A 20512-nucleotide genomic window follows, 5' to 3' on the forward strand; every position below is an offset into this window, starting at 1 on the left:
CTGGAGGAGAAATCCGGTTTTCGCGCCCTCGTCGACACCCCTGCCGACGCCCCGCGGACGTCGCCGTCGATGCTCCACCAGCGCCGCTGACCCGCCCCCTCAGTCCCGCGCCGTCAGCGTCAGCAGCGTTGCCTCCGGTGGGCACGCGAACCGCACCGGCGTGTAGCGGTTGGTGCCGCAGCCCGCCGAGACATGCAGGTACGAGACCTTTCCGTCCGCCCGGTGAGTGGAGAGGCCCTTCACCCGGTCCGTGTCGAGGTCGCAGTTGGTGACCAGCGCCCCGTAGAAGGGGATGCACAGCTGCCCGCCGTGCGTGTGGCCCGCCAGGATCAGGGGGTAGCCGTCGGCCGTGAAAGCGTCGAGCGTGCGCAGATACGGGGCGTGGACCACGGCCAGCGACAGATCGGCGCCCGTCTCCGGGCCGCCCGCGACCTCCTCGTAGCGGTCCCGCTTGATGTGCGGGTCGTCGAGGCCGGTGAAAGCCAGCTCGTAGCCGTCCAGCTTCAGCCGGCCGCGGGTGTTGCTCAGGCCCACCCAGCCCGCCGCGTCGAACGCGTCGCGCAGGCCCTCCCACGGATTGTGGACCGCGCCGACGGCCGGTGCGTTGCCGTTCAGGCCGTGGCGGCCCTGGGCCTTCTCCAAGAGGTAGCGGGCGGGGTTACGGAGCTTGGGGCCGTAGTAGTCGTTGGAGCCGAAGACGTAGACGCCCGGGAACTCCATCAGCGGGCCGAGCGCGTCCACGACCTCCGGCACGCCGTCCGGGTCGGAGAGGTTGTCGCCGGTGTTGACGATGAAGTCCGGGCGCAGGCCCGCGAGGGACTGCAGCCAGGCGCGCTTCTTGCGCTGGCCGCTCACCATGTGGATGTCGGAGAGCTGGAGTACCCGCAGCGGCCGCATTCCCCGCGGCAGCACCGGCACCGTCAGCCGTCGGAGCCGGAAGGAGCGGGCCTCGAAGCCGGCGGCGTAGGCGAGGCCGGCCGCGCCGACTGCCGTGATTCCAAGGGGTACTCCGAAGCGTGCGCGCATGCGCCCATCGTCGCAGACCTCTCGAGGGGAAGGGATTGGCGGGCGGCCGCTTCCGTCGCGACTTCCCGTACGGGGAGGGCGAGCAGCAGGCCGAGCGAGATCCAGACGTACGTGTTGCTGCCCAGGAAGCCGTCGACACCCGTTGCGTCCCAGCTCCACAGCCATACGACGCTGCTGCACAGCACGACGTAGATCGCGACGGCCCACGTCAGCAGCCGGCGTCGCCTCGGGTCGCCCGGCTCCGCGCGGAGTCCGGCGTCGATCAGTACGGCGAGGGCCGGAAGCAGCCAGACCAGGTGGTGCACCCAGGTGACCGGGCTGATGAGGCAGGCGATGAGACCGGTCAGCGCGAAGCCCGACTGCTCGTCGCCGGCCGCGGCAGCCTGGCGCGCCCGCCATGCCCAGACGCACAGGAGCACCATCACACCGAGCGCCCACACCGCACGGCTGGGGGCGGCCGGCTCCGAGAGCCGCGCCAGGACTCCCTGCCAGGACTGGTTGGAGACATAGGCCAGCGAACCGACGCGGTCCGTGTCCCACATGGCCTCGGTCCAGTACACCCGCGACGCGCCGGGCGCAGCCCACACGGCGAGCAGTGAGGCGCCGCTCGCGACAGCTGCCGCGGTGCCCGCGGCCCGCCAGCGCCGGGTGACCAGCAGATAGCCGATGAAGACGGCCGGAGTGAGCTTGATCGCGGCGGCGAGGCCGATCCCGACGCCCGCCAGCCTGCCGAGGCCCGTGAACCGCCCGCTTGCGCCGTGGCCAGTGCCGCCTTCGCCGTGGCCCGTGCCGCCTTCGCCGCGGCCCGCGAGTCCGCCAAGGCCCGTGAATCGTTCTCGGGCCACCGACAGCAGCCAGGCATCCGAGAGCACCAGCGCCAGCAGCAGCAGATTGACCTGCCCAAAGCTGAACGTGTCGCGGACCGGTTCCAGCAGCGCGAGCAGACAGCCCGCGACAGCGAACGCGAACCAGCGGCTCCAGCCCTGCCGGCGGACGACGGCCCCGGCCGACCAGTACAGGATGGCGGCCGCCGCGGCGACATTGAGCAGCACACTGATCGCCACCGCGCTCGGCCAGTCGACCAGCGTCATCGGCAGCATGCACACCGCTGCGAACGGCGGATAGGTGAAGCCGTAGTGCGTCCCCGGCACCAGATACTCGTAGATCCGCCCGCCATGTCGCCAGCTGTCGACGGCTCCGTAGTAGACGCCGAGATCGAACCAGTCCCGGTGCAGCGGGACCGTCGCGAGGAAGAGTCCGACGGCGGCCGCCAGCCCCACCACCAGCAGCAGCCGTCCGCGTCTGCTCGTCGGCCACGTCATGCCGTACTCCCCACAGGCCCGGTCCCGGCGGCGGTACGTCCCGTGATTCGGTACGCACACAACATCGTCAGCACCGCCAGCACCCCGCCGCCGGTCGCCAGCGCGAGCTGCGCCCTGTCCGGCGCGAATCCACTGGGCAGTACGGCCAGGGCCAGTACCGCGCTGGCAATGGCGACCGCCCGGCGCATCGGCCGGTCGGGCCCGGCGGCGGCTATCAGGAACAGCCCCCACAACACGTACCAGGGCCGGATCGCGGGTCCGAGTACGGCCACCGCCGTCAGGCTCAGCCCGAGTGCGTAGACCGGGCGCGGCAGATGGCGCCGCCAGGCGATCAGTACGGCGGTGGCGGTGGCGGCGACTCCCAGCAAGTGCCAGGCGGGCACGGCGAATTGAGCCAGTCCGCTGCCGGCGTTCTCCAGCAGGGCGCTGGTCATCCGGCCCAGTGACGAGGTGAGCGACCAGTTCTGCGGCGATACCGGGGTGTCCAGGGCGGCAATCCACCCGTAGCCCGTGCCGGCCAGCGCGGTCGCCGCCGCTGTGGTGGCCGCTGCCACGCCGAGCACCGCAAGCGCTGCCTTCAGCCGCCGCGCCCGGCCGCCGAGATGCCGGCCCCAGAGCAGGACCACGGCCAGCAGCCCCAGCGCGGCGGGCGCCTTCACCAGGGCCGCGAGGGTGACCAGTACGGCGGCGAGTATCGGCCAGCGGCCCAACGCGGCGACCAGACCGGCGCCCAGCAGGCCGAGCATGATCGCGTCGTTGTGGGCTCCGCCGACGAGATGCAGCAGCACCAGCGGGTTGAGCGCCCCGAGCCAGAGCGCGGCGGCCGGCTCCGCCCCGCAGTGCCGGGCCAGCGCGGGCAGGCAGACGACCATCGCGGCGACCCCGAGCAGCGCGACCAGCCGCATGCCGAACACGCCGGTGGACACCTCCGTACGGGAGAAGTCGGCTATCCCCTTGGCGCAGGCGAGAAAGACCGGGCCGTACGGGGTCGGGGTGTGCTGCCACAGCGGTGCCACCTCGTCGGTCAGCGGTCCGCCGAGCCGGGAGGGGCCGTACGCGTACACATCGATCCGGGCGTCGACCATCGCGCCCTGGGCGAGATAGCTGTACACGTCCCGGCTGAACAGCGGTGGCGCCACGATCAGCGGTGCCGCCCACAGCCCGAGCGTGAGCAGCAGCGTGCGGCGGCCCGGTGGTTCAGGACCGCGTATCGAGCGCCCCAGCAGAACCCAGGCCGCGACCAGCAGTACGAGCCCGAAGTACGCAGCGGCCAGGCCGACCGCCGCCCGGCCGGACCCCGGCGCGAGAGCCTCCCGTACGGGCAGCGCTCCGGCGGTCGCGCCACCCGCGGCAAGGGCTGCCGAGCCCACCAGCCCCAGCAGTTGGCAGCGGCGGTTGTCGACGACGGGGACACGGATGGCCAGCACGTGGGCAGACTGTCAACAGGCGATGGCCGGGAAGCGACGTCGGCATCGCCGTCGAGCGGCCGCCATGTGTCGGCCGCATTACGGATGCCGGGTCAGGCGGCCCGCCGCCACGAAATGCGCGGGCGTGCACATCGTCGCACCTGACATACTGGACGGAATGGCCACAGTCAAGCCTTCTTCATAGCCTTTTTGGCCGACGGGGGCTCTGAGCAGCACTCATTGCGCGGCCTGGTTGGCGGTTTCGTGGTCCGCCCCAGGCTCTGGCTCATGACTGAGTGCGTGCAGGTGTACACAGCGACGGAGAGCCGTGAGGCGGCGGTAGCACTGGCCAGGGGTGCGACGGAGGTATGTCTGGCTGCGGGGGCGGTCCAGCAGCGGCCCTTCATGATCTGGAGCTCACTTCGGCGGTACCGGCCTGAGCGGCCGTGAACGCAGCTGAATGAGAAGGAAACTGAGACGGGCTCAGGCTGTACGTGAGCCAGGTCGGCCACTCGTCGTCGACCTCGAGTCGCTGCCTCAAGGCTGGAGTGGCCGACCTTCTGATCTGCAGCTCTACCCGATCGGTCAGCGGCGGTCGTTTCGGTCGCCGCAAGCTCTGTCGGGGCGCTGCCGGACAGGGCCGATTGCCGTGGTTGCGGTACGGCGCTGCTGTACAGTCCGGCCGCTGGTGACCGAACGGGTTACGCCACGACGAGCCCGCCGGGGAGGCTCGGGTGTACGCCCGGGATCACTGCGGCGGAGTGGGCAGCTGATAGAACGTGCACGGCCCGAGCGGCACAGTATTGGCGCATGCGCCCTCCCACACTGTTCCCGTCGAAGTCAGCGCGGTGATGAACACCGGGCCTGCCGCAACATCGAAGACGTTGGATGCCAGTGTGACATCGACAACCTTGGAGGGGCCTCCCACCGCCTGCCAGCCGCCAACAGGAATACCTGGCTTGCTGTTCTCATTGACTGTCAGGACGTAGACCTTGCCGTCACACACCGCCGCGACGTACTTGGCGTGGCTCTGGCTCGCTTCGTTCCCCACGGAGTCGATGTCCACGCAGCCCTTTTTTGGCCGGTCCGGATTTGGCGAGTCCAGCTTCGACTGAGCGTGTACGACCAGGTCGGCAATTCCGTCCTCGGGCTGTGCCTGAGCCGCTGCTGCGCCGCCAGCCCCGATGACCGTCGTGATGGCTGCGGCGGTCAGCGTTGCGGCAAGCCTACGCTTGCGTTCCATTCCATACGCCCTTCCTTTTGTGGAAGCGGATTTCGTGATCCGCTTGGCGAAAGAATGATTACCTGGGACACGCCATCCATCACGGGCGAACACCTAGTTCACCCGAATGTCCGGCGTGTCGGCTTTCCAGGGCCCGTTTTCCAAGGCTCGGAGTGACGCATGTGCCCATTCCAGCACCGCCGCCACTACCGACCGCCCCCGGCCGCAGAGGGTTCCTCTGCTCCGTCCCGCCGGTGATCCAGGCTTCGCGCGACGCTCTGCGGGCCGCTCTCACCCATGCGGTCGCCGGGGATGAGACAGCACGGTTGCTGCACTTCGCTGCTGAACGGCACGACTGGCCGTCTACCACCGCACGAACCTCACGATGCGGCAGCTCGCGCCGCTGTTCGGGGTCTCGCCGGCGACCGTGTGCCGGGTCATCCAGCGGCTGCGGCCCTTGCTCGGCCTCGAGCCGGCTGCCCGTCCCGCCGACACCGCGGACCGGTTGTGGATTGTGGACGGCACCGTGATCCCGGTGCGTGACAGGACGGTCGGCGCCTCGAGCTGCAACTACCGTTTTTCAGCAAACGTGCAGGTCATCATCGATGCCGATACGAGGCTGGTCGTTGCCGTCGGCCGGCCGGCTCCGGGCAACAAGGCCGACGCTCACGTCTGGCGGAACTCCGGCCTGCCCGCCCAGTGCCAGGGCGTCACCGTGCTCGGTGACGGTGCCTACATCAACACCGGCCTTGTGGTGTCGCACCGCAAGCGCCCCGGCCGACCGCTACTGCCGGGCGAGGAGGCGGACAATGCGGAGCATCGAAAAGTCCGCGCCCGCGTGGAACATGCCTTCGCCCGCATGAAGAACTACAAGATCCTCCGTGACTGCCGGCAGCACGGCGACGGTCTCCGCCACGCGGTCCAGGCCGTCGCCCAGATCGCCATCTGGATCGCCGGCTTCTGCAACACGCGGTGTCTCCATAGCATTTGCGGCTTCAAGAGCCCGATCGACTACGAGCACGTGTACCGGACCGGCCTCACCGTGGGCTGGTCGCATAGTGGAAGTCTCCGCGTTCCCGCGGGACTTACAGGTAGTGAAACAGGTAAATGCACGCGTGTGCACACGTCCACGGCAGGAACACACTCTCCGTAGTACGCAACAGGGGACGAGAACGGGTTGCCGACAAGCACCGGGCGGTTGACTCGCAAGCGCAGGTTGGTAGGGGCGTATCTGCCCATGTCAGTGACACCGTGGCGTCATCGAGGAGGGCCGCGGTACCCGCGGGCATTCCACTGATCCGTTCCTTCGGATACCTGTCAGGACCATCGCCGGCACTTCCGTGTCGGCGAACCCGAACAAGCAAGGAGTCGCGCGAGTTGACTGCATACCTGGGTTCGCGTCGTAGGAGAGCTCGTAGCCTGTTGATCCCAATCCTCGGGGCGGCATTTGCGATGCTGGCCTCTGTCGTCGGGATCGCTCCGGCTGAGTCGGCGATAGCCGACACGGGGCTGAGCGTGTCGGCGGAGTCGGTACAGAAGGTGGCGGCGGGGACGAGCGTGTCCGTCGATCACATCTATGTTGCCGGTGACAGCACCAAGACGCTCGACCTGTACGGGGCAAGGACCGACACGGGCAACTACACGGACGTGTACGGGACGGACTCGTCGAATCCCAGCAACCAAAAATTCCACCTGTACACGCTGAGCGACGGATCGTTCCAGATCGTCGCGGACAACGGTAACTGCCTGCAAGCGGCGACCTGGTATGACCACTGGAACCGGATCACCCCCATCACCCAGGAGTCGTGCGACTCGAGCAAAAGGAACCAGCTGTGGGCGGCGACGCTACGTACCGCCGCGGCCAGTGGCCAGACGAGTGGATACCAGATCAAGAACGTGGGGTCGGGCAATTGCATGGACTATCTGACCTCGTGGCCGGTGGTCAACTCGGCCAACTGGTTGGACGACCACCAATGCCATAATGGCGCCAACCAGACCTGGGCCTTCGACAGCAGCCATCAGAGTGTCCTGGACAGTCTCGCGGTGCAGTACCAGATCCTCTCCGTGTGCGGCGGCGCGACCAGCTCGTCGATCTCCAACACCTGCACGTACACGGAGACCAGCAGAGATACTGCCACGGGCGCGGGGGAATGCGTCGGCACCGCCTGGTACAACGAGAGCGACGAGAGGGTGACCGAGAGTTATGCGACGACCAACACCCTCGGCTACTCAAATTTGTACGGCTTCAGCATCAGCGCATCCGAGAAGGCCAAAGTTGCGCCGTTCGGCATCGGCTTCGAGCTGACGCTGACTCAGCAGTTCAACTACAGCCACACTGACATGTCGAGCAGGGGCGAGACATTCACCACGCAGGTCCCGATTCATGCAGGCAATTACGGGTGGGTGGTTATGTCCCAGCCGGTCGTCCGCGTGACCGGCTACTGGACTTTCGGCGCCGGAACCAGCCAGTCCTGGACCTACCCGGTGACGCAGGACATCCCGGCGGCGAGCAATACCGGCGGCATCCATACGATCCTGACCCCGCGTGAGGGCGCCACGCTGCCGACCACCTGCTCCGACGCGGTTCGGCTTTGAGCTCGCTGACTGAGCAATTTGGTGACGCAGGACGGCGCGATCACCGGCACGACGACTATCACCGGGATCTTCGCGGCCGGCGTCATCGGTACCGGCGCGAGGGGCAACAACGGCTATAGAATCCTCACCTGGACCATCTAGCCTCGATCTTGCGTGAGGGCCCATCAGCTTGCTGATGGACCCTCACGCTTCTTGCTTTTAGATCGTGTCCCATGTGGTGAGGCGGATGAGTCGTTTGTAGCAGCACAGGGCAGCGGCGAGGCCGAGAGGGCACGGTAGATACGAGGGTGATGCTCGTAGCGGTGGTTGAGCCGGCGGTAGCCGTTCAGCCAGGACATTGGGGCGGCCGCGCGGTGAGGCGCTCGCCGTGGGGCGAGCCCTGTTCCGCGCGGCCTCCCGCCGAACCGGACATGACGGTTTCCCGGTCATCCGGCTCTCCCCTTCTTCGGGATATGGACGCGCCGGACCGGACGGAAGCGGTAACGCTTAGGCATCCCGCCCCCTCCGCTTCCGGTTGCGCTGCCACGCCGATCGGTTGTTGTCCACGAAGACCATGTGCTGATCCACCGTCACACCGAGACGCTGCGCAATGTCCCGGCAGATACGCTCTTGTCGGTCGACACCGGTTTGATCGTCGTCGTTGACGTGCGAAATCCGGCAGTAGATCGCCGCCGGTTCCCCTGTCCAGTCGGTACGACTTCGCTTGTTCCGCTGTGACCCGGCTATCCGGGCCAGCCTGCGGAGCCGTTCCGAGTCATTGTTGACCTGCGAATCCTCGTTGACCGGGTCCATGAGAAAAGGCTATGAAGAAGTCATGACAACGCTCAAGTCCAAGCTGAAGGAAGACCTCACCGAGGCGATCAGGGCGCGCGACGAACTGCGCTCCTCCACGCTCCGGCTGACCCTCGCCGCGATCACCAAGGAGGAGGTCGCGGGCAAGACTGCGCGCGAGCTCTCCGACGACGAGGTGCAGAAGGTGATCGCCAAGGAGGCGAAGAAGCGCCGTGAGGCCGCCGAGGCCTTTGCCCAGGGCGGACGGACCGAGTCGGCCGAGCGGGAGCAGGCGGAGGGTGTGCTGCTGGACGCGTACCTGCCGAAGCAGCTGAGCGACGACGAGCTGCGCACGATCGTCGCTCAGGCCGTCGAGGAGGCGAAGGCCGCAGGCGCCGAGGGGCCGCGTGCCATGGGCGCCGTCATGAAGATCGTGAACCCGAAGGTGGCGGGTCGCGCCGAGGGTGGTCGGGTGGCCGCGGCGGTGAAGCAGCTCCTCGCGGGCTGAGCCCGCCTACGCACGTACTGATTGCGTATCTGTCGCGTACCTGATCGCGTACGTGATCGCGCAAGTGATCCGAGTACGTGGTCGCGTACCTACGCGAAATAGGGCCCCGGTCGCATGCGACCAGGGCCCCTCTTCATATCCACCGGCTACGGCCGGCCGCCGTTCACGCCGCCGTTCCCCTGGCCGCGATCGTTCCCGCCGATCACACCCGGCGGGAGCGAGATCCCGGGCCACGGCTGCTGTCCGCCGTTGTCCTGGCCACGGTTGTCACCGGGCTTGCCGCCGCCCGGCTTGCCCTTGCCCTTGTCTTCCTTCGGCGGGTCCGGGATCGGCACGGTGACGAACGGCGGAGCGGCCTGCCCGTCCAGCGCCCCGGTCATCGCGTCCCGCCAGATCGGTCCGGGGACCTGACCGCCGAAGACCTTCTGCTGCCACACGCCGCCGATGGTGATGTTCTCCATCTTCACCTGCTGCGTGGGGCTGCCGACCCAGACCGCGCCGGAGAGGTTCGGGGTGTAGCCGACGAACCAGGCGTTCCTCCGCGCGTCCGTGGTTCCGGTCTTGCCCGCGTTGTCGCGGCTCTGCAGACCGGCCTGCTGACCCGTACCGGAGTCGATCACTCCGCGCAGCAGCGTGTTTATCGTGTCGGCCGTCCGCTCGGACATGATCTTGTCGCAGGTGCTCTTCGGTACCTGCAGGCTCTTGCCGTCGGCCGTCGCGATGGACTCGATGGCGGTCGGGGTGCAGTACGTGCCGCGGTTGGCGAACGTCGCGTACGCGGTGGCCATGGTCAGCGGCGACAAGCCCTTGGACCCCAGGGAGATCGCGGGCACCTCGGGCAGCTTTTCACCGTTGCCCTGCACGACGCCCATCTTGCTCGTCATCTCCATGACCGGGCACATGCCGATGTCGGCGATCATCTGTACGAAGTACGTGTTGACCGACTTCGCCATCGCCTCCTTGAGCGCGTACGGGCCGACCTCGGACTTGTTCTCGTTCGGCACTTGGTCGTTCCCCGTGTTGACCCACGGCTTTCCGCTGCAGGTCTGCACCGCCGGATACGGCATCTTGTACGGCGCCGGGTAGACCTGTGTCGGCGGCTTGCCCTGCTCTAGGGCGGCCGCGGCCACGAAGGGCTTGAACGTCGAACCCGTCGGGAAGCCGTAGTTCGAGCCGCCCAGCTGCTTGTTGACCGAGTAGTTGATCTGGGTCTCGGTCTTGCCGAAGCCGTACGGCCGGGACTGGCCCATGGCCATGATCTTGCCGCTGCCCGGCTGGACCATCGTCACCGCGGTGGCGACGCTGTCCGTCTGGTAGACGTGGCTCTTGATCGACTCCTGTGCCGACTTCTGTGCCTGCGGGTCGAGCGTCGTCTTGATCGTCAGGCCGCCCCGGTTCCAGAGCTTGGCCCGGTCCGCCTTGTTCTTCCCGAAGACCGGGTCGGAGAGGAACACCTCGCGTACGTAGTCGCAGAAGAAGCCCGCGCCGTTGACGGCCGTGATGCAGCCGTTCTTCGGCTTGCTGATCTTCAGGGTGACCGGGGTGGCTTTCGCCCGGTCCGCCTCCGCCTGCGAGATGTCGTGGACCTGGGCCATGCGCTGCAGCACGGTGTTGCGACGCTTGGTCGCCTCCTGCGTGTCATTGACCGGGTCGTAGCGGCTCGGCGACTGGACGACGCCGGCGAGCATCGCGGCCTCCTCCAACTTCAGGTTCTTGGCCGACTTGGAGAAGTAGCGCTGGGATGCCGCCTCGATGCCGTACGCCTGCTCGCCGAAGAAGGTGATGTTGAGGTAGTTCTCGAGGATCTTCTTCTTCCCGAGCTCTTCCTCGACCTGGATCGCGTACTTGAGTTCCTGGATCTTCCGGCCGAGTGTTTGCTGGGTGGCCTGGGCGACCTTGTCGGCGTTGTCGCCGGCCTCCTCGACGAAGACGTTCTTCACATACTGCTGAGTGAGGGTGGACGCGCCCTGGGAGACACCGCCCGACTGGGCATTGCGGTTGAGCGCGCGCAGTACACCCTTGAGGTCGATCGCCCCGTGCTCGTAGAAGCGCGAGTCCTCGATCGCGACGATCGCCTTCTGTATGTACGGCGAGATGTCCTTGAGCGGGACGACCGTGCGGTCACGCGAGTAGACCGTGGCGATCTGGCCGCCCTTGGAGTCGAGGATGGTGGTGCGCTGACTCAGCGGCGGAGTCTTGAGATTGGCGGGGATCTCGTCGAATCCCTGGACCGTTCCCTTCGCCGCGAGTCCCAGCGCACCGGCTGCGGGCAGGGCGATGCCTGCCAGCACCGCTCCGGAGAGGACGCTGACACCGAGGAACTTGGCGGCCTGCTGGGTCCCGGTCAGACCTCCGCCCGGGCGGTTCTTTGGCATGGGGGCAGCCTAATCCGTAGTTAGCGGCATTCCGCAGGGGCAGGGGCTTCTCGGGATGTTCGAGTACCAGACCGTGACATCCAGGTGCAGCCGGGCTGTCGAGGCCTCAACGTAGATCGGTGCGCGGTCGTGGTGCTCGGAGCGGTGGCGGCAGGCGGACGCTGAAGGGAATGGCCTTCGAGAGACTGGGTCCCTGAGACCTCGGTCAAGATCGGTGTCCTTCAGCGTCTCCCCAGCCGCCACCGCTTGCTTCGAGAACCGTTGGTGTTTGTGGTGCGAGCCCGCCGCACGGTGACCTCTCGTTACGCCCGAGTCATGAGCTCTCCGGTTAGACCGAGGCCCGTGAGGTGCGCTGGTGCCACGAACGGCTAGTGAGGTGGCGGCCCGACCGCTATGCGGTTGAGGCCTGGGATTAGGTCGCTGTGTGGCCCGCATGCGCTCGTGACCAGCGCAAACGCCGAACTCCGGGGAGGGAACCTTGATCTACTGCGGAATCGACTGGGCTGAACGCACCCACGACGTCGCCCTGGTCGACGACACCGGCCAGCTGCTCGCCAAGCGGCACATCACCGACGACGCGGCTGGCTACAAGATCCTGCTGGAGCTGCTCGCCGAGTACGGCGACAGCGAGGAGAATCCGATCCCGGTGGCGATCGAGACTTCCCGCGGCCTGTTGGTGGCCGTCCTGCGGACCGGCAAGCGCAAGGTGTTCGCCATCAACCCGATGGCCGCCGCCCGCTACCGCGACCGGCACAGCGTCTCGCGCAAGAAGTCCGACCCCGGCGACGCCCTGGTCCTGGCCAACATCCTCCGCACCGACATGCACGCCCACCGGCCCCTCCCCGACGACTCAGACCTCGGCCGCGCGATCGCCGTCTTGGCCCGCGCCCAGCAGGACTCTCTGTGGAACCGGCAGCAGCTCGCCAACCAGCTCCGCTCCCTGCTGCGCGAGTACTACCCCGCCGCCCTGGCCGCATTCGCCACCTGGACCAACGGACTGTGTCGCCCCGAGGCCCGCGAACTCCTCAAGGCCGCCCCGACCCCGGCTCGGGCCGCACGGCTGACCCGCACCCAGATCCAGGCAGCCCTCAAGCGAGCCGGCCGCCAGCGCGGCATCGAAGCCGAGGCCGACCGCCTCCGAGAGGTCCTCCGGGGCGAGTGGGCCCACCAACCGCCCCTGGTCGAAGACGCGCTCGGCAAACAGATGCTCGCCCTGCTCATCCAGCTGGAAGCAGCCTGCACAGCCGCCGACGACCTGGCCAAGGCGGTGGAAGAGGCCTTCCCTCAACACCCGGACGCCGAGGTGCTGCTGAGTTTCCCCGGGCTCGGCATCCAACTCGCCGCCCGCATCCTGGCTGAGATCGGGGACGATCACACCCGCTTCGCCGACGCCCGCGGCCTCAAGGCATACGCCGGCTCCTCACCCATCACCCGCGCATCCGGCAAGAAGTCCTCCATCACCAGGCGGTGGGTGAAGAACGACCGGCTCAACCACGCCGGCTACCTGTGGGCCTTCGCCTCACTACGGGCATCCACTGGAGCCAACGCCCACTACCGGCGCCGACGCGAACAAGGCGACTGGCACGCAGCCGCCCAACGCAATCTCTTCAACCGCATGATCGGACAGCTCTACCACTGCCTCCAGAAACGCGAACTCTTCGACGAGCAGTCCGCGTTCCCCACAACGCCTGACCTCGCGGTCACCGCGGCTTGACCGGCAGCAGCTCTCTCATTCCTTCCGGCAGCTCCGGGTCCTCGCGCCAGGCTGTGGTGATCGACATGAGGGCCTCCCACGACGCCTCGGCGATGGGGCCAGGGCTACCTGTCGCAAGCTCGGCATACAGCCGACTGCACAGGTGGGACGTGACTTCGTACAGGGCCCCGTTAACCTCCGCCACGCGCGCCAGAGCAGACCCGGGGGCGTGGGGCGGTTCTCCATTGAGTCGGATGGTGGGGGCTGCGGCAGCGTATGTCCGTCCGTGGATGAAGTCCCGCAGCGCGACCACCTGGTCCCACGTTGGCAAAGAGCGCTGGACAGAGGCCGTGTCGGTCATGCGGCAAGGCTATCCGCGAGCTCATCGTTGTTCGAGAGCGTGGCCCGAGCCGCTTGACGGCATAGCAACGTGAGGTGTCTACGTTCTCATTCGCCGGACACGCGTATATGCCTTGGCCTAAGCTGCTCACAACTGTCACAGCAGTGCGGTTTCGTATCAAGGCCTCCCCGAACTTCGGCTGTATCCATATGAGGCAGGCCCCTGTCCGAATCCGCCTCATGCGTCATCCGAAGTCCGTTGTGACTCAACTGAACTGTCCCGGTTTGACGGAATAGTCACGCATGCCCTTGGCTCACTCCCCTGGGTGATCTGCCGCGTACGCATAGTCCGTTCGGGCCATTCAAGATTGGGCCCGAAGGGGGTGTTGCGCTGTGTCCACCTTCCGTAACGTCCTCAACTGGTAGCGGTGAATATGCCGCTGCCGCCGTGGGGGAGCCTCGATTCGGGAGAGGACGGCGCCGGCATGGGCTGGGTAACCGACTGGAGTGCGCAGGCAGCCTGCCGCACTACCGATCCGGATGAACTGTTCGTACAAGGGGCAGCGCAGAACAGGGCCAAGGCGGTGTGCACCGGATGTCCGGTGCGGACCGAATGCCTGGCCGACGCGCTCGACAATCGCGTCGAGTTCGGCGTGTGGGGGGGGATGACCGAGCGGGAGCGGCGCGCACTGTTGCGCAGGCGCCCCACGGTCACTTCCTGGCGCAGACTGCTCGAGACCGCGCGTACGGAATACGAGCGCAGCGCGGGCATCCTGCCCGTGGGCCTCGATGACGACGAGACATACGAGACATATGCGGCGGTGGGGTAGCCACCCGCTGTAGCTCGTACGAGCGTTACGCAGCTCCGGCCGGGGTACGACCACCGGTCGCGAGTCGGTCACCGATGGCCCGAAGCCCCGCGAGATCATGTACGTCGCCGGGCAGAGCGGCCACTTGGGCCACCGCCACTTCGGGGTGGAGCGCGGTGAAGCGGTCGCGCGTTCGCTGTTCACGCGCGAGTACCTGCATGCGTTCGGCGTGCAGGCGCAGCAGTCCTGCGGTCAGCTGCTCTGTGGTGTGCTCCCCTTGGCCGTCATAGGCATGGGCGGCTTCATGGGCTTCATGGTCCTCGGGGCTGTGCTCCACGGTGGTGTGCTGCACGGGGGTGTGCTGCACGCGGCTGGGCTGCACGGGCGGGGATTCGGGAGAGGCGCCCGTGGCGTCACGAACACCAGTCTTCCCGGACTCCTGATCCACAATGCCGCCCTCGTCAAGATTTTCTGCGGCGGCAAGTGCCCGCTCGGCAGACAGCCGGGCGGCGCCGCTTCCGTGGACCCGGTTGAGCACCAGACCGGCGAGCGGCATCTCCTCCGCCCCCAGCCGCTCCACGAAGTACGCCGCCTCGCGCAGCGCGTCCCGCTCGGGTGCCGCGACCACCAGGAACGCCGTGCCGGGAGCCTGCAGCAGCCGGTAGGTCGCGTCCGCGCGGGTGCGGAAGCCGCCGAACATGGTGTCCATCGCGGCCACGAAGGTCTGTACGTCGCGCAGGAGTTGTCCGCCCAGCAGCTTGCCCAGCGTCCCCGTCATCATCGACATGCCGACATTCAGGAACTTCATCCCGGCCCGGCCGCCCATCTTCGCCGGAGCCATCAGCAGCTTGATGAACTTGCCGTCCAGGAACGATCCGAGACGCTTGGGCGCGTCCAGGAAGTCCAGCGCCGAGCGCGACGGCGGGGTGTCGACGACGATCAGATCCCACTCGTCGCGGGCGCGCAGCTGCCCCAGCTTCTCCATCGCCATGTACTCCTGCGTGCCCGCGAAACCGGCCGACAGGGACTGGTAGAAGGGGTTCTCCAGGATCGCGCGGGACCGCTCGCCGTCCGCGTGCGCCTCGACGATCTCGTCGAAGGTCCGCTTCATGTCCAGCATCATGGCGTGCAGTTCGCCCCCGCCCTCGATGCCCTTGACCCTGCGCGGGGTGTTGTCGAGGGAGTCGATGCCCATGGACTGGGCGAGCCTGCGAGCCGGGTCGATGGTCAGGACGACCACCTTGCGACCGCGCTCGGCCGCCCGTAGGCCGAGAGCCGCCGCGGTCGTCGTCTTGCCGACGCCGCCGGCGCCGCAGCACACGATGATGCGGGTGGCCGGATGGTCGATGAGCGGGTCGATTTCGAGCGGGGCCGACGCGTCCAGGGTCATGAGGCAGCCTCTTGCTTCCGCAGTTCCTTCGCCAGTTGGTAGAGCCCGGCCAGGTGGACTCCCTCGCTCAGCAGGGGGAGTTCGTACGACGGCAGCTCCAGGCCGTCCAGCGCGGCACGCTGCTCGCGCTCCAGCTCGACGCGCTGGGCATGGTCCCTGGCCTGCTCCAGGAGCGGCGTGACGAGCTTCGCGGAGCCGCTGACGCCGGCCGCCGTGAGCGTCTTGGCGATGTCCGCGCGCCGGTCGCCGGCGGCGTTGCGCACCGCCTCCTCGTCGAGAATGTGCGGCCGCACCATGTTCACGATCACCTTGCCGACCGGGAGGCCCGCGGCGCGAAGTTCGGCGACACCGTCCGCGGTCTCCTGGACCGGCATCTCCTCCAGCAGCGTCACCAGATGGACGGCCGTCTCCGGTGACTTGAGGACACGCATCACGGCCTGGGCCTGATTGTGTATCGGGCCGAACTTGGCCAGCCCCGCCACCTCGTCGTTGACGTTCAGAAAGCGGGTGATGCGGCCGGTGGGCGGGGCGTCCATCACCACGTAGTTGTACGTGTAGTTGCCCTGCTTCGTCTTGCGGCGTACGGCTTCGCAGGCCTTGCCGGTCAGCAGTACGTCTCGTACACCCGGCGCGACCGTCGTCGCGAAGTCGATCGCGCCGAGCTTCTGCAGCGCACGTCCGGCCGAGCCCAGTTTGTAGAACATGTGGAGGTAGTCGAGGAGCGCCCGCTCGGCGTCGATGGCCAGCGCGAACACCTCGCCACCGCCGGAGGAGACGGCGATTTTCCGCTCCTCGTACGGCAGCGCCTCTGTCTCGAAGAGCTGTGCGATGCCTTGCCTCCCCTCGACCTCGACGAGGAGAGTCCGCTTTCCCTCGGTCGCGAGGGCGAGCGCGAGGGCGGCGGCGACCGTTGTCTTACCGGTACCGCCCTTGCCGCTGACGACCTGGAGCCTGCTCACGTATTCGAGCCTAACCAGTCGGGCAGCGGGCTACGCACGAGGCTGCCCGTCGGTGCGACTACAGTCGGCTCCATGACCAAGTGGGAATACGCGACCGTGCCCCTTCTCGTGCACGCGACCAAGCAGATTCTGGACACCTGGGGCGAGGACGGCTGGGAGCTCGTCCAGGTCGTTCCCGGGCCGAACAACCCCGAGCAGCTGGTGGCCTATCTGAAGCGGGAGAAGGCATGAGCGGCGTTGTCGACAGGAAGCTCGCCGAACTCGGGCTGACGCTGCCGGATGTCGTACCGCCGCTGGCCGCGTACCAGCCGGCCGTGGTGTCCGGCGTGTACGTCTACACCGCGGGCCAGCTCCCGATGGTGGAGGGCAAGCTTCCGGTCACCGGCAAGGTAGGTGGCGAGGTCACCGCCGAGGAGGCCAAGGAGCTGGCGCGGACCTGTGCGCTGAACGCACTGGCGGCCGTGAAGTCGGTCGTGGGCGATCTGGACCGGATCGCGCGAGTGGTGAAGGTCGTCGGCTTTGTCGCGTCGGCCGCGGACTTCACCGGCCAGCCGGGCGTACTCAACGGCGCGAGCGAGCTGCTGGGCGAGGTGCTCGGCGACAAGGGTGTGCACGCGCGCAGCGCGGTGGGTGTCGCGGTGCTGCCGCTGGACGCTCCGGTCGAGGTCGAGATCCAGGTGGAGCTCGTTCAGGACTGACTCCTTGTCCGGGACCGAGTGCTCGCTCGTTCGGGGCCGACTTCGGGCCCGGGACTGACTGATCGCTCAGGACCGGCTCCTGGTCCGGGAACTGACTGCACGTTCAGGACTTGACGGAGCCCGGCCGCGCCCCGGTGGAGCTCGTCCGGGCTGACGTGCCTGTTCAAGTGGTGTGTGGGGCCCCGTGTCCGCCGGCTTCCGGCGAGTGCGGGGCCCCACTGGTCTTTGGTATTCCCTTGCAACTCTCTTGACGTGGACGCGTCGACGGGTGTGGTCTGTCCACGGTTAGGAACGTTTCCTAACCATCTGAACGTCACGCATACGCACCGCACATCGTGTACCTCCTCCATCCCGTCGTCCCCAACGAAAGTGGGAGGGATCCGTGGCACCAACCCCCCGCCGGTCACGCAGAGCGATCGGAGCTCTCGTGGCCACGGCCACAGCAGCGTTAACCGTGGCCCTGCCGACCTTGAGCAATGCCCAGCCCACCGTCACCGGGGCCGCAGCCGTCAAGGCCGCGCCCGTCCGGTACGAAGCCGAAACGGCGACGATCTCGCAGGGCGTGGCCGAGTCCAACCACACCGGCTTCTCCGGCACCGGTTTCGTCAACTACACCAATGTCGCCGGTGGCTATGTGGAGTTCACCGTGGACGCCCCGGCGGCGGGCAGTGCCACCCTGGCACTCGGCTTCGCCAACGGCACCACCGGCAACCGCCCGCTGGACATCTCCGTGAACGGAGCCGTCGCCGCCCCCCACCAGGCTTTCCAGCCCACCGGCGCCTGGACCACCTGGTCCACCGTGACCACCACGGTCGCACTCAAGGCCGGCGCCAACACCGTTCGTGCCACCGCTGCAGCCGCCGAGGGTGGCCCCAACCTGGACTTCATCGACGTCACCCCCGCTGAAGGACAGGCCGGCACGGACTACGAGGCAGAAGCCGGGACGATCTCCCAGGGCGTCGTCGAGTCCAACCACGCCGGCCACTCCGGCACCGGCTTCGTCAACTACAACGCCGTGACAGGCGCGTACGTGGAGTTCACCGTCGACTCCGCGCAAGCGGCCAACGCCAAACTGGACTTCCGCTACGCCAACGGCACCGCCGCAAGCCGTCCGCTGGACATCACCGTGAACGGCGCCAACGTCGCCGACGACCTCGCGTTCCCCGGCACCGGAGCCTGGACCACCTGGAAGACCGCCACCGCCAACGCGGCACTCAAGGCGGGCAGCAACAAGATCCGCGCCACCACGGTCGCGGGCGACGGCCCCAACCTGGACAAGCTCACCGTCACCGCGAGCGGGCCGGCCGACACCGAGAAGCCGACCCCGCCCGCGAACCTGCGCAAGGACAAGGAGCCGACCGCGAGCACCGTCTCGCTGGCCTGGGACGCGTCCACCGACAACGTCAAGGTCGTCGGCTACGACATCTACCAGCACGGCCAGCTGATGAAGCAGGTCGACGGCGGCACCCTCGCCGCCACGGTGGAGAACCTCAACCCCGAGACGTCGTACGACTGGACCGTCTTCGCTCGTGACGCCGCCGCCAATGTCTCGGCCGCGAGCAACGCCGTCACCATCGCGACGCTGCCCGCACCGCCGGACAACGAGGCTCCGAGCATGCCGGGCAATCTGCGCTCCCCCGGCAAGACCGCGACCAGTGTCGACCTCGCCTGGAACGCCTCCACGGACAATGTGAAGGTCACCGGGTACGACATCCACCGCGACGGCGCGGCTGCCGGAACCTCCGACTCCACCTCGACGACCATCGCGGGCCTGAAGGCCAACACCGCGTACAGGTTCAAGGTCAGGGCGTTCGACCTGAAGGGCAACAAGTCGGAGTTCAGCCCGGAGATCACCGTCACCACCGGTGGCAGCCAGCCCGGCGGCGTCCCCGACCCGGGCACGGTCTCCACCCTCGCGAGCGGCGTGGATGTCGCCTGGGGCGTGGGATTCCTGCCCGACGGCTCCGGCGTCTACACCGAGCGGAACACCTTCAACGTCTACAGGCTGACCAAGTCCGGCCAGAAGACGCTGATCGGCAAGGTTCCCAATGCCGTGACCACGGGCGGCGAGGGCGGTCTGCTGGGAATCGAGATCAGTCCCGGCTTCAACACCGACCACTACGTCTACTTCACCCACACCGCAGCCGAGGGCAACCGCGTCGTGCGGATGAAGTACGAGAACAACGCGCTGAGCGACTACAAGATCCTGCTCCAGGGCATGGAGAAGAGCCGCTTCCACAACGGCGGCCGACTGCGCTTCGGCCCCGACGGCAAGCTGTACGCCTCCATGGGCGACGCACAGAGCGGCAGCCGGGCGCAGGACAAGAACTCGCTCAACGGCAAGATCCTGCGCATCAACGCGGACGGCACCATCCCGTCGGACAACCCGTTCGGCAACGCCGTCTGGAGCCTCGGCCACCGCAACCCGCAGGGCCTCGACTTCGACTCCCAGGGCCGGCTCTGGCAGGCGGAGTTCGGCAACAGCAATATGGACGAGGTCAACCTCATCCAGAAGGGCGGCAACTACGGCTGGCCCAACTGTGAGGGCACGAGCGGCAGTTGCTCCGGCTACATCGCGCCCAAGAAGACCTGGCCGACCAGTCAGGCCTCACCCAGTGGCCTGACGATCATCAACGACCATGTCTTTGTCGCCACCACCGTCGGCCAGCGCGTCTACCGGCTGCGCATCGACTCCAGCAGCAACCTGGTCGAGCAGAAGACGTACTTCCAGGGGACATACGACCGGCTTCGTACGGTCGAGGTCGACCATGACGGCGACATCTGGCTCACCACGTCGACGGACAAGGACGGCACCAACGGCAACGACCGGGTCCTGCTGATCGACATCGTCTACTCGGGCGGCACTCCGCAGCCCGGCGATTTCAAGCTGACCAGCACTGCCTTCAACGACAACGCCAATATCCCGGCGAAGTACACCTGCGCAGGGGACGGCACTGCGGGCCAGGACCCGTCGCCGCCGCTTGCGTGGGGCGCGGGAGGTTCCGCGGCGAAGAGCTATGCGATCGTCTTCGCCGATATCGCCAACAACGGCAACAAACTGCACTGGGCGATCTGGGACGTACCGGCGTCGAAGCTCTCGCTTCCGGAGGCGCTGGGGTCCGGCTTCAATGTCCCCGGCCAGGACGGCGCGAAGCAGAAGGCGATGGGCAGCGGGGCGAACGCGCAGCAGTTCTTCGGCCCGTGTCCGGGCGGCTCCACGCACCCGTACACCTTCACGCTGTACGCGGTGAACGCGGCGACCGTGCCGGGGCTGACCTCGGGCTCGACGATGGCCCAGATCGAGACGGCGATCAAGAACGCGAGCACCGCGAATGTGAAGCTGCGCGGTAGCTCGAACGCCGGTACCTGAGTGTTCGAGGGGCGGCCCGTTTCACCGGC

Annotated in this window: 16 protein-coding genes and 2 pseudogenes; 8 read left to right on the forward strand and 10 right to left on the reverse strand. The window is 67.6% G+C overall.

Annotated elements, in window-relative coordinates; translation table 11 throughout:
• Positions 1-99: 99 nt before the first annotated feature.
• From OG735_RS23530 to OG735_RS23545, 4 genes are all read right to left on the reverse strand, one after another.
• Positions 100-1026, reverse strand: a complete 927-nt coding sequence (locus OG735_RS23530; protein ID WP_327325141.1) for a metallophosphoesterase — start codon at positions 1024-1026, stop codon at positions 100-102.
• Positions 921-2348 carry a glycosyltransferase 87 family protein gene (locus tag OG735_RS23535; protein ID WP_327325142.1) on the reverse strand — a complete coding sequence of 476 codons (1428 nt, stop codon included), beginning with the start codon at positions 2346-2348 and terminating at the stop codon, positions 921-923. The genes OG735_RS23530 and OG735_RS23535 overlap by 106 nt, the downstream gene beginning before the upstream one ends.
• Entirely contained in the window at positions 2345-3775 is a 1431-nt protein-coding gene (gene mptB / locus OG735_RS23540) for a polyprenol phosphomannose-dependent alpha 1,6 mannosyltransferase MptB (RefSeq protein ID WP_442812477.1), read from the reverse strand. Before mptB ends, OG735_RS23535 begins: the two co-directional genes overlap by 4 nt.
• Positions 3776-4502: 727 nt before the next feature.
• Complete coding sequence (locus tag OG735_RS23545; RefSeq protein WP_327325143.1) at positions 4503-4997, reverse strand: hypothetical protein; 495 nt, start codon at positions 4995-4997, stop codon at positions 4503-4505.
• A gap of 334 nt (positions 4998-5331) precedes the next feature.
• On the opposite strand from OG735_RS23545, the pseudogene OG735_RS23550 reads away from it, so the two are divergent.
• Positions 5332-5916: pseudogene (locus tag OG735_RS23550) on the forward strand (transposase family protein); the annotation flags it as partial.
• A gap of 482 nt (positions 5917-6398) precedes the next feature.
• Complete coding sequence (locus tag OG735_RS23555) at positions 6399-7571, forward strand: hypothetical protein (RefSeq protein ID WP_327325144.1); 1173 nt, start codon at positions 6399-6401, stop codon at positions 7569-7571.
• A gap of 198 nt (positions 7572-7769) precedes the next feature.
• Here the strand turns inward: OG735_RS23555 and OG735_RS23560 are convergent.
• Positions 7770-7909, reverse strand: a pseudogene (locus OG735_RS23560) (IS5/IS1182 family transposase); the annotation flags it as partial.
• A 148-nt stretch (positions 7910-8057) separates the two neighbouring features.
• A complete protein-coding gene (locus tag OG735_RS23565) occupies positions 8058-8363 on the reverse strand; it encodes a hypothetical protein (protein WP_327325145.1) in 306 nt (101 codons plus the stop codon).
• A gap of 22 nt (positions 8364-8385) precedes the next feature.
• Between OG735_RS23565 and OG735_RS23570 the strand changes: the two genes are divergently transcribed.
• Positions 8386-8850: a GatB/YqeY domain-containing protein gene (locus OG735_RS23570; protein WP_327325146.1), complete on the forward strand. Its 465-nt coding sequence runs from the start codon at positions 8386-8388 to the stop codon at positions 8848-8850.
• Between the two features lie 146 nt (positions 8851-8996).
• Here the strand turns inward: OG735_RS23570 and OG735_RS23575 are convergent, their stop codons facing one another.
• Complete coding sequence (locus OG735_RS23575) at positions 8997-11225, reverse strand: transglycosylase domain-containing protein (protein ID WP_327325147.1); 2229 nt, start codon at positions 11223-11225, stop codon at positions 8997-8999.
• A gap of 478 nt (positions 11226-11703) precedes the next feature.
• Between OG735_RS23575 and OG735_RS23580 the strand changes: the two genes are divergently transcribed.
• On the forward strand, positions 11704-12939 hold the full coding sequence (locus OG735_RS23580; RefSeq protein WP_327325148.1) for an IS110 family transposase: 1236 nt from the start codon (positions 11704-11706) through the stop codon (positions 12937-12939).
• Here the strand turns inward: OG735_RS23580 and OG735_RS23585 are convergent.
• Complete coding sequence (locus OG735_RS23585) at positions 12926-13123, reverse strand: hypothetical protein (protein ID WP_327325149.1); 198 nt, start codon at positions 13121-13123, stop codon at positions 12926-12928. The genes OG735_RS23580 and OG735_RS23585 overlap by 14 nt on opposite strands.
• A 619-nt stretch (positions 13124-13742) precedes the next feature.
• Between OG735_RS23585 and OG735_RS23590 the strand changes: the two genes are divergently transcribed.
• Positions 13743-14087 carry a WhiB family transcriptional regulator gene (locus tag OG735_RS23590; protein ID WP_177149633.1) on the forward strand — a complete coding sequence of 115 codons (345 nt, stop codon included), beginning with the start codon at positions 13743-13745 and terminating at the stop codon, positions 14085-14087.
• 25 nt (positions 14088-14112) lie between these two features.
• Here the strand turns inward: OG735_RS23590 and OG735_RS23595 are convergent, their stop codons facing one another.
• On the reverse strand, positions 14113-15456 hold the full coding sequence (locus OG735_RS23595) for an ArsA family ATPase (RefSeq protein ID WP_327325150.1): 1344 nt from the start codon (positions 15454-15456) through the stop codon (positions 14113-14115).
• The gene (locus OG735_RS23600; protein WP_327325151.1) at positions 15453-16415 is read right to left on the reverse strand and encodes an ArsA family ATPase; all 963 of its coding nucleotides are present in this window, start codon (positions 16413-16415) and stop codon (positions 15453-15455) included. The genes OG735_RS23595 and OG735_RS23600 overlap by 4 nt, the downstream gene beginning before the upstream one ends.
• A 72-nt stretch (positions 16416-16487) precedes the next feature.
• Here OG735_RS23600 and OG735_RS23605 point away from each other — a divergent pair, with 72 nt between their 5' ends.
• The 3 genes from OG735_RS23605 to OG735_RS23615 all read left to right on the forward strand — a co-directional run bounded on the left by OG735_RS23605 (position 16488) and on the right by OG735_RS23615 (position 20483).
• Entirely contained in the window at positions 16488-16646 is a 159-nt protein-coding gene (locus OG735_RS23605) for a DUF4177 domain-containing protein (RefSeq protein WP_003967454.1), read from the forward strand.
• Positions 16643-17113 carry a RidA family protein gene (locus OG735_RS23610; protein WP_327325152.1) on the forward strand — a complete coding sequence of 157 codons (471 nt, stop codon included), beginning with the start codon at positions 16643-16645 and terminating at the stop codon, positions 17111-17113. The genes OG735_RS23605 and OG735_RS23610 overlap by 4 nt, the downstream gene beginning before the upstream one ends.
• Before the next feature lie 427 nt (positions 17114-17540).
• Positions 17541-20483 (forward strand): PQQ-dependent sugar dehydrogenase, encoded by a 2943-nt coding sequence (locus OG735_RS23615; protein WP_327325153.1) that lies wholly within the window; start codon positions 17541-17543, stop codon positions 20481-20483.
• Positions 20484-20512 lie beyond the last annotated feature (29 nt).

The sequence above is a fragment of the Streptomyces sp. NBC_01210 genome, from assembly GCF_036010325.1.
In the GTDB taxonomy this organism is placed as follows: domain Bacteria; phylum Actinomycetota; class Actinomycetes; order Streptomycetales; family Streptomycetaceae; genus Streptomyces.